Source organism: Mycobacterium sp. ENV421 (genome assembly GCF_002887815.1).
In the GTDB taxonomy this organism is placed as follows: domain Bacteria; phylum Actinomycetota; class Actinomycetes; order Mycobacteriales; family Mycobacteriaceae; genus Mycobacterium.
This window is the reverse complement of the sequence record NZ_PDHO01000071.1, coordinates 1-7,856: the sequence shown is the minus strand read 5'-3', so window position 1 is coordinate 7,856 and position 7,856 is coordinate 1. Positions and strand designations below refer to the sequence as shown.

The following is a 7,856-nucleotide window of genomic DNA, read 5'->3' as shown; positions in this document are numbered from 1 at the left end:
CACCAGGCACGACCCGCCGCCGGTCGGCATAACCCCAACATCGGCATAACCCTTGAGTCCGACCAGGGATTGGGCGCGGGCCAGGCTGGCCTCGTCGAGTGCGCGGTCAGTATCGCTGGTCTTGACGAATCGTGCTGTCTTGGCGTTCTTCTCGCCGGCCACGATCGCCCGCGCCCGAGCTTCTTGGGCGGCCAGGGTCTTCTGGTCACGCCGAGCGCGTTTGGCCGAATACGACCAGATCGCCCGCCACGCCCCAGCGTCAATGTCGGGGTTCCATATCGGTTCAGCACGCAGCTTGGTGTCGTTGACTTTCGTGTTGCCGTGCCGGGGTGTCACGGTGTCGATGATCTGTCCGTCGGTGAAAACGTCGCCGTTCCAGTGGAAATGGGACTCCAGATCGCCAGGGGCTTTCGTCATCCGGGAGCCGACGATGAACGAAAGCTTCACCTCGTCGAGGGCGGCGAGGTTGCTCTGCGAGAGCATGCCGGCATCAGCGGCCACCACCATCGGCGTGCCCGCCAGATTGTGGCGAGTCAGGAAACTGGTGATGATCGGCACGATGGTGGTGGTCTCGGCGGTGTTTCCTTCGAAACAGCCGATCTCCAAAGGGAATCCGGTTCGGTCCACCAACAGCCCGACGACGATCTGAGGATCAACACGGCGTTCCTTGGAGTAGCCGACTTTGCGCAGCGAATCTTCGGATTCGGCTTCGAAGTACAAGGTCGTGACGTCGTACAGAATGAGCGACAACACGCCACAGTCGGTGGCGTAGGCGAAGCACTTCTCGGCGATCACGTCACGGTGACCGCGGACGTGGATCGTGCGGACATGGCGGTCGATGGTCTTGTAGGACACCAACTCTGCACCCAGATCGGCCAACACCCGTGATGGGTCTAGCTTGCTGGTCGGCTCGACGATCCGGGCGATCACCAGACTCCGGAACACCGCATCGCCGACGGTGTCGAACCCGAGCCAGTCATAGACGTGGCCCAGCACGTCGTAGAGCAGCCGCGACCTGGTCCCGACCGTGCGACCCGGCGGCACCACCGCAGCCGTGTGCCCAGATTGCCCGGCGATCAATGCCTGCTCACGGAAATCGGCGACATCGATCATCGATTGGGCCCGAGCACTGACCTCGAAATCGAGTGCGGCCTGGCCGTCGAGCACCATCTGCTGGGCCGCATGGAGCAGAATTCCCAGTTCAGCGTCGGTATGGGCAGATCCGAGATGCGCCAGGATCATCACCCGGCCCGCCTCTTTGCGGGCCACCTGCACCGCCACCGCACCCGAGGCAGTGCGCACTTTCCGCACGTACGCCACCGCACGAACCTACCCGGTTAGTACCCCAAAACACCCACCCAGCAGCACAACACTGCAGGTCAAGCAACTACCGACTGCGAAAAACGCCGGAGGTGTCCAAACTCAGGCCACACGCGGCTGATGAAGTGCCACGCGGAATACCGACAGGTCTGCCAACTCTTCGGGCAACCCACATTCGGCGGCCCGCAGCTGGGCCTGCTCGCGGTCGAGCATCGGTACGCGTTCCGCCATGGTCACGGGTGGCCCCTCTCTGTTGAACCTCTGCATGCCGTCAGGGCGTGGGCAAGAAGACGTTGTGCAGCGCCGCACTGGTTCGGGCATTTTCGTCTGCGAGCGAAGTGAGTAGCGGCGCGAGCCCAGCGAATCCGGTTGATTCTCTGGTGATGCGGTCGAACGGCCAGCGGCCTTCAGCGAGGATCTCGAGGGCTGCCCGGTAGGCGGGATACTCCACGCCGAGTGCGCCTACGACGTGTAGTTCTTTATATACCAATGAGTCTGGTTCAAACCGGGGCGCGCCGCCTCGCCCGCGGGTGCCGGCCACCACGACTGTGCCGCCGGGTCTGGCAAGGTCGACGGCATCGGCGAACGCGGAGGGTGCTTTGGCGGTGACGTCGACGACCACGTCGGCAAGCCGTCCGCCTGTTTCACGCTGGAGCGCTGTCACTGCGTTGTCCTGTGATACATCGATGGGCAGGTCGACACCGAATGATCTGGCTGTGGCCAGTCGTTGTTCGTCGCGTGGGCCGATGCCGGTCATCGCGACGAACGCGGCTCCCGCCTCTTTGGCCGCCACCGCCGCGCAGATTCCGCGGATACCGGGTCCCAGGATCGCTACGACGTCCCCGGCCTTGGTGTCGGGAAGAGTGGCCCCCCATTGGATACCGGCGCCGAGAGGGTTGAACAACGTGGCGAGAACAGGGTCGATGTCTTCGGCGATCGGGAGGAGCATCGCGTCCCACGGAAGCTCCACATGGGTGGCGTATCCGCCACATAGGCCGGCGCCGATCTGCACGTCGACGAAGCCGAACATGGTGGCGATGCCGTTCACCGCGCACCGCCGGTATTCGCCGCGGCGGCACTCGGGGCAGTCTCGGCAGGACCGGAACACCTCGACGGCCACGCGCTGGCCGGCTTGCACCCCCCAGCGTTGGCTGGCCGCGGCGCCGACCCGCTCGACGACGCCGACGATTTCATGCCCTGGAACAAATGAGAAGCCGGCCGGCAGGTGTCCGGTGAATTGTTCGTGATCTGTTCCGCACAGACCGCATGCTTCAACTCGCAGTATCGCACCCCGGTCACCGACGTCGGGGAGGGTCATCCGGCGTCGCTGCAGATTCCGCGGTCCGGTCAGCACCATTGCCTCGGCGATCATGGAAGCTCAAATCCGCTGAACGATCCTCTCGTTCGGAGGCTAACCGTTCTGCCGACGTACATCTCACTCGCCATCGCCTCGGCGATCTGCGGATCGTCGCTGCGTGCGACGACTCTTCGCCCGTCGGACAGGTGCGCGATGATCGGAGTCCATCGAGGTCGTCCGTCTCGGTCGTAGACGACGGTGTATCCGTCCACTGTCGCGCCCGGTCGCCTCGTCGACGCCTGCGACGGCCAGCCGCGATGAATCGATGTGAGCTTGTTCGTCTGCGGTGTCGGGCAGGCGCCACCCGGTTGGTGGCGGGGTGGCCGACCACACACCGACCGAATGCTTCGTCGAGTACCACCCGAGGCCGGTGACGAGTCCGGCATCGGTGGGGTCGCGTCTGCACCGTCGGACCATCTCAACGATCGAGTGGCTGACTTAATTGTTACCAGGGCCGCCGTGATAAGGCAGCCCTCCGGTTACTGTGAGGCCTCTGTCGTCGAGGGGGTCCACGTCGAGAGCCTCGGCGGCCATCTGAATTGCCGATGGGAAGCAGGAGTAGAGGTCGAACCACCGAATGTCGTCGGTGGTCAATCCGCCCGCGTCGAGAGCCTTTTTTGCCGCTACCTCGATACCCACGGAGCGGCTGAGGTCGGGCCGTTCCACGGGGAAGTACACGTCGTTGCAGGTCGCTGCTGACCAGGGAAAGACCCAACGATCGCGCGCGACGCCCAATTCGTCGGCCACCTCGGCCGCCATGAGGATGAAGGCGGCAGCCATGTCGACGGACATGATGCTGTTGAGCAGCTTGGGGTAGGGCACGCACACCATGCGGTTTTCCGCGGTGACTTCGCGGAGTTCGGTGGCACTTCGTGCGCGTGGGAACCAGGCCTGCTCGGGATGGCGTGCCGCCTCGGCTGTCAACGGTGCCATCAGCGTGCCCAGCCACTCCCGCTGGGCATCGAAGTCACGGCCGTGGCGCGCGGCGATCGCGGACTCGAAGATGGGATACACCTCGTGCGGCCAACTCAGACCCACCGACAATTCGGCTTGACTGAGCCCGGGGCGGGCGTCGCCCAGGGATTCGTCGCCGGAGCGGGGCGGGGGCGGCGAGTCGAGAAGTGCCCTGCCCTGGAGTTTGCGCGCGCAATGCCCGCTCTCGGCCCCGACGACCAGGACGACATCGGCGCGGCCCTTGGCTATTTCGCCGCCCAACACCTCGACGAGATACTGCGGGGTGTTGCCGCCGACTGGACAGCTGATCCGGCGGGCTGGACTGATGCGCATCGCTTCGGCGATCCTGCTGGCGGGATTGTCGCGCGGGATGACCAGGATGCCGGGAGTCGCGACGGTGTCGATGCGCCGCTCGACCGCGCGCCTGCGTCTTTGACCGCGCGGCGTGCGGCCTGCACCGCCAAGTCGATCGGGTCCACGACGTCGTCCCCGCGATGGGTGACGTCGCCCACGCCGACGACCACCGGGGTACGCGCTTCTACCGGCATCGGCACCCGCTCAGGGCCACGGGGCTGACTTGAGACATAACTGCGATGGTGTCATGTGCGTGGGCAAGTCACAATGGGGTGCGCTCGCGGCATACTGGCTGTGTGGCGACGAAGTTGTTGAGATGGGGCGCCGCCGCGCCGACAGATCGTGGGTCCGCTCGCGACCGGTTGCTCGATGCTGCCGAGCGGTGCCTCGAGAGTTGCGGTGTGGTGGGCACGACCATGGAGGACATCGGCAGAACAGCGGGTGTGTCCAGGGCAACGGTGTATCGCTACTTCCCCAGTCGGGAGGCGGTGATGTCGGGCGTCATCATTCGCGCCGCCGAGCGCTATCTCGACCGCATCAGCCCGCGGATCGCCGCGCACGCCGACCTGGGCTCCGCGCTCGTCGATTTCGTGGAATACACGGTTGAGGCCGCGCGCCGCGAAGAGATCATCGGATTGTTGTTCGGCAGCGACGAGGAACTCGCCGGCGTGGGTCTCGCGGCGGGGACCTCGACGTCCCTGTTCGAAATCGTCACCGAATTTCTGCGTCCCGTCTTCACCAGACACTGGAGTGGCGTGGAACCGGGCGTCTCCGTCGACGACGCCGCCGAGTGGGTTGTCCGCACCATACTGAGCCTGCTGACTGTTCAAGGGCCGCGGGAGCGCAGTCGTGACGGACTCCGGGCGTTTCTTTCGCGGTTCCTCCTTCCCGCGATCCTGGCAAGTGACCAGCGTCGACCGGTGTGACAACTACGGCGTAACATCTCAACTGCAGCCGAGGTAGGAGGCCGGAAGTGTCTGTGCAATTCACCACGTTCAACGAACAGGTCGCTGAGCAACTCAAGAGCGCAGCAGAAACCACGGGCGGGTTGGCCGGTTACCTCGGCTTCCGGCACGCCGAATTCACCGCGGGACGGCTCGTTGCGGAGATGGACGCACGCGACGACCTGAAGACGCCTTTCGGCAACCTGCACGGGGGCTGCTTGTCGGCCATGGTCGACCACTGCCTCGGCATGGTGTTTTATCCCGTGATTCCAACGGGATCCTGGGTCGCGACGACGGAGTTCAAACTGAATCTGCTCCGTCCCGTCTCCAGCGGCACCTGCGTAGCCACAACTGAGATCATCGCGCTGGGCAGAACCAGCGGGGTGGCGCGGATCGACATCAGCAACGACGGCAGAGGCGTGTGTGCGGCCCAGGGCACCGTCACCGTCGTCGCACCGAAGACGAACCCCTGATGCCTGCACACAGAGCAAGTGACTCGTCGGCCCCTGTCATCGAGCGCGTGCCCACGTCCCACGGCCGACGGGCTGTCGCTGGCCGTCGACCTCTACCACTGTGACGCACCCCGGGCGGTCGTGGTGCTCCTTCACGGCGGCGGTCAAAGCCGACACGCCTGGGACGTCACCGCCCAACGCCTGCACCAGCGGGGCTACACGGTGGCCGCGTACGACACCAGGGGACACGGAAACAGCGACTGGGACCCCGACGGACGCTATGACATGGACCGCCTTGGATCCGACCTGCTGGCCGTGCGCTCCTACGCCGATTCCGGCCGCCCCGTCGCCGCGATCGGGGCTTCGTTGGGCGGTTTGACCATTCTCGGCACACACATGCTCGCCCCGCCACAACTATGGCAGGCAGTCATTCTGGTTGACGTCACCCCGCGAATGGAGATGCACGGCGCCCGACGAGTCGTAGCGTTCATGTCGGCACACCCCGAAGGTTTCGACAGCCTCGAGTCGGCCGCTGACGTGATCGCCGCCTACAACCCGCACCGCCCCCGCCCCGACAACCTCGACGGCCTCCAAAAAGTTCTCCGACGTCGCGACGACGGTCGCTGGGTCTGGCGATGGGACCCAGCCTTCGTGACGTCGAACTTCCAGTTCCTTCAGCGTTCGTGACACACGTGGATCGAGGTTTAGACAACAGCGCTAAAGACTTCGACACGATGAGCGCCTTCCTTCTCGATGGAGCCCGCCGGGTAACCGCGCCAACGCTGCTGGTCCGGGGGTTGCTATCCGACATGGTCTCCGAAGAGACAGTCAAGCATTTCCTCACCGTCGTTCCGCACGCGCACACCGTCGACGTATCGGGCGCAGGCCACATGATTGCCGGCGACAACAACGACGCATTCTCGACAGCAGTCGTCGAATTCCTCGACCGGACCATATGAACTCTGCTGTCGGTTGGCTGTTCGTGTAGGGATGGCGCCTATCCTGCTCCTATGTCAGCTGAACCAGTGCGGATGTCGTTCCGCCGTCATGTGCGCGAACAGGTTCTTAGGGCGACACGAGAACTCACCATCGAGAAGGGCTGGGATCAGGTCCGGATGAGCGAGGTTGCCGAATCGGTCGGCGTCTCCCGCCCGACGTTGTACAAAGAGTTCGGCGACAAACAGGGGCTCGGTGACGCGCTTGTGGTGTCAGAGGGCCAGCGCTTTCTGGAAGGCATTCGTGCCGTCCTTGCCGAACATGTGGGCGATGTGCAGGGCGGCATCACCGCAGCGGTGCAGTTCACCCTCTGTGAAGCAGAAGACAGTCCGCTCCTCAAGGCAGTTCTGACGTCCAACCCCTCGGGGAATGATCGCGGTGGCTCGTCGTCTACTGGGGTCCTTCCTCTTCTGCCGACCTCGGCTTCCCTGCTTCAGCTCTGCTCCGGGGCTCTGACCACGTGGTTTAACGTCCACTTCGCCGATCTCGACCCCGAAGACGTCGAGGACGTCGCAGATGTTCTGGTGCGACTGACAGTGAGTCATGTTGTACTCCCAGCCGCGGACATCGCCACCACTGGTGAGCGGATCTCCCGCGTAGCACTCAGGTACCTGGGAGTTGTCCACAGTTTGTGACGGTCCGGCCCTGGCCGGCTACGGCGCAATCACGATGAAGAATGCCCTTGCCACTACCATGGCGACCCTGCCCGAACAACTCGCCCGGTCGCTGACCTGGGACGCGGCAAGGATATGTCCGCGCATGCTCAGTTCAGGATCGAGACCGGCATCCCCGTCTTCTTCGCCGACCCGCAGTCGCCGTGGCAACGCGGTACGAATGAGAACACCAATGGCTTGCTGCGCCAGTACTTTCCGAAGGGCACCGATCTCGCGCGATGGTCTGCCGAGGAGATCGAGGCAGTCGCTCACGCACTCAACACCAGGCCCCGCAAGACACTTGGCTGGAAGACACCCGCCGAAGCCTTCAACGAACAGCTACTGTTGCTCCAGCAAGCAGGTGTTGCATCGACCGGTTGAACCTGGTCAGTTCACCTCCATCCGCTACGGTGAGCGCCTCGCCGAGATCGGCGCAGTCCCGTCTATCGGATCGATCGGAGACAGCTTCGACAACGCCCTGGCCGAGACCGTCAACGGCTACTACAAGGCCGAGCTGATCTACGAACCCACCCGCACCGGGCCGTGGAAGACGGTCGAAGACGTCGAACTGGCCACCCTGGGATGGGTGCACTGGCACAACACCACCCGCCTGCACGGCTACCTCGACGACCTACCGCCAGCGGAGTTCGAAGCCGCGTTCCACGATGCCCAACGGAACGACCAAACCTTGGTCGAAATCTAATAGCCCGAGCCTCCGACAGACCCAGGGCGATTCAGATGCATAGGTCGCGAAAGCTTGCTGGTCACAAACGGTCGTGTCCGGGATCCGGTGTAAATGGGGAGCACGGGCGTAGGTTCCGCTTCA

Annotated in this window: 5 protein-coding genes and 5 pseudogenes; 6 read left to right on the top strand and 4 right to left on the bottom strand. The window is 64.2% G+C overall.

Annotated features, from left to right (window positions below):
• The 4 genes and pseudogenes from CRM90_RS29065 to CRM90_RS29050 form a co-directional block, all read right to left on the bottom strand.
• Positions 1-1,320: IS1634 family transposase (locus tag CRM90_RS29065; protein WP_102810327.1), on the bottom strand; the 1,320-nt coding region annotated here is incomplete at its 3' end.
• A 105-nt stretch (positions 1,321-1,425) separates the two neighbouring features.
• Positions 1,426-1,557 (bottom strand): annotated as a pseudogene (locus tag CRM90_RS29060) (carboxymuconolactone decarboxylase family protein); the annotation flags it as partial.
• A gap of 34 nt (positions 1,558-1,591) precedes the next feature.
• Positions 1,592-2,692 (bottom strand): zinc-dependent alcohol dehydrogenase, encoded by a 1,101-nt coding sequence (locus CRM90_RS29055; RefSeq protein WP_102810326.1) that lies wholly within the window; start codon positions 2,690-2,692, stop codon positions 1,592-1,594.
• Positions 2,689-4,179 (bottom strand): annotated as a pseudogene (locus CRM90_RS29050) (acetyl-CoA acetyltransferase). The gene CRM90_RS29055 and the pseudogene CRM90_RS29050 overlap by 4 nt, the downstream one beginning before the upstream one ends.
• 45 nt (positions 4,180-4,224) lie before the next feature.
• Here CRM90_RS29050 and CRM90_RS29045 point away from each other — a divergent pair.
• The 6 genes and pseudogenes from CRM90_RS29045 to CRM90_RS29020 all read left to right on the top strand — a co-directional run.
• The gene (locus CRM90_RS29045) at positions 4,225-4,911 is read left to right on the top strand and encodes a TetR/AcrR family transcriptional regulator (RefSeq protein WP_102810325.1); all 687 of its coding nucleotides are present in this window, start codon (positions 4,225-4,227) and stop codon (positions 4,909-4,911) included.
• Positions 4,912-4,964: 53 nt separating this feature from the next.
• Positions 4,965-5,402, top strand: coding sequence for a PaaI family thioesterase (locus CRM90_RS29040; protein WP_102810324.1), 438 nt, complete (start codon positions 4,965-4,967; stop codon positions 5,400-5,402).
• Positions 5,402-6,340: pseudogene (locus tag CRM90_RS29035) on the top strand (alpha/beta fold hydrolase). The gene CRM90_RS29040 and the pseudogene CRM90_RS29035 overlap by 1 nt, the downstream one beginning before the upstream one ends.
• Positions 6,341-6,430: 90 nt before the next feature.
• Complete coding sequence (locus tag CRM90_RS29030; protein WP_199190102.1) at positions 6,431-7,012, top strand: TetR/AcrR family transcriptional regulator; 582 nt, start codon at positions 6,431-6,433, stop codon at positions 7,010-7,012.
• Positions 7,011-7,411, top strand: a pseudogene (locus CRM90_RS29025) (IS30 family transposase); the annotation flags it as partial. The gene CRM90_RS29030 and the pseudogene CRM90_RS29025, both read left to right, overlap by 2 nt.
• A gap of 7 nt (positions 7,412-7,418) precedes the next feature.
• Positions 7,419-7,733 (top strand): annotated as a pseudogene (locus CRM90_RS29020) (integrase core domain-containing protein); the annotation flags it as partial.
• Positions 7,734-7,856 lie beyond the last annotated feature (123 nt).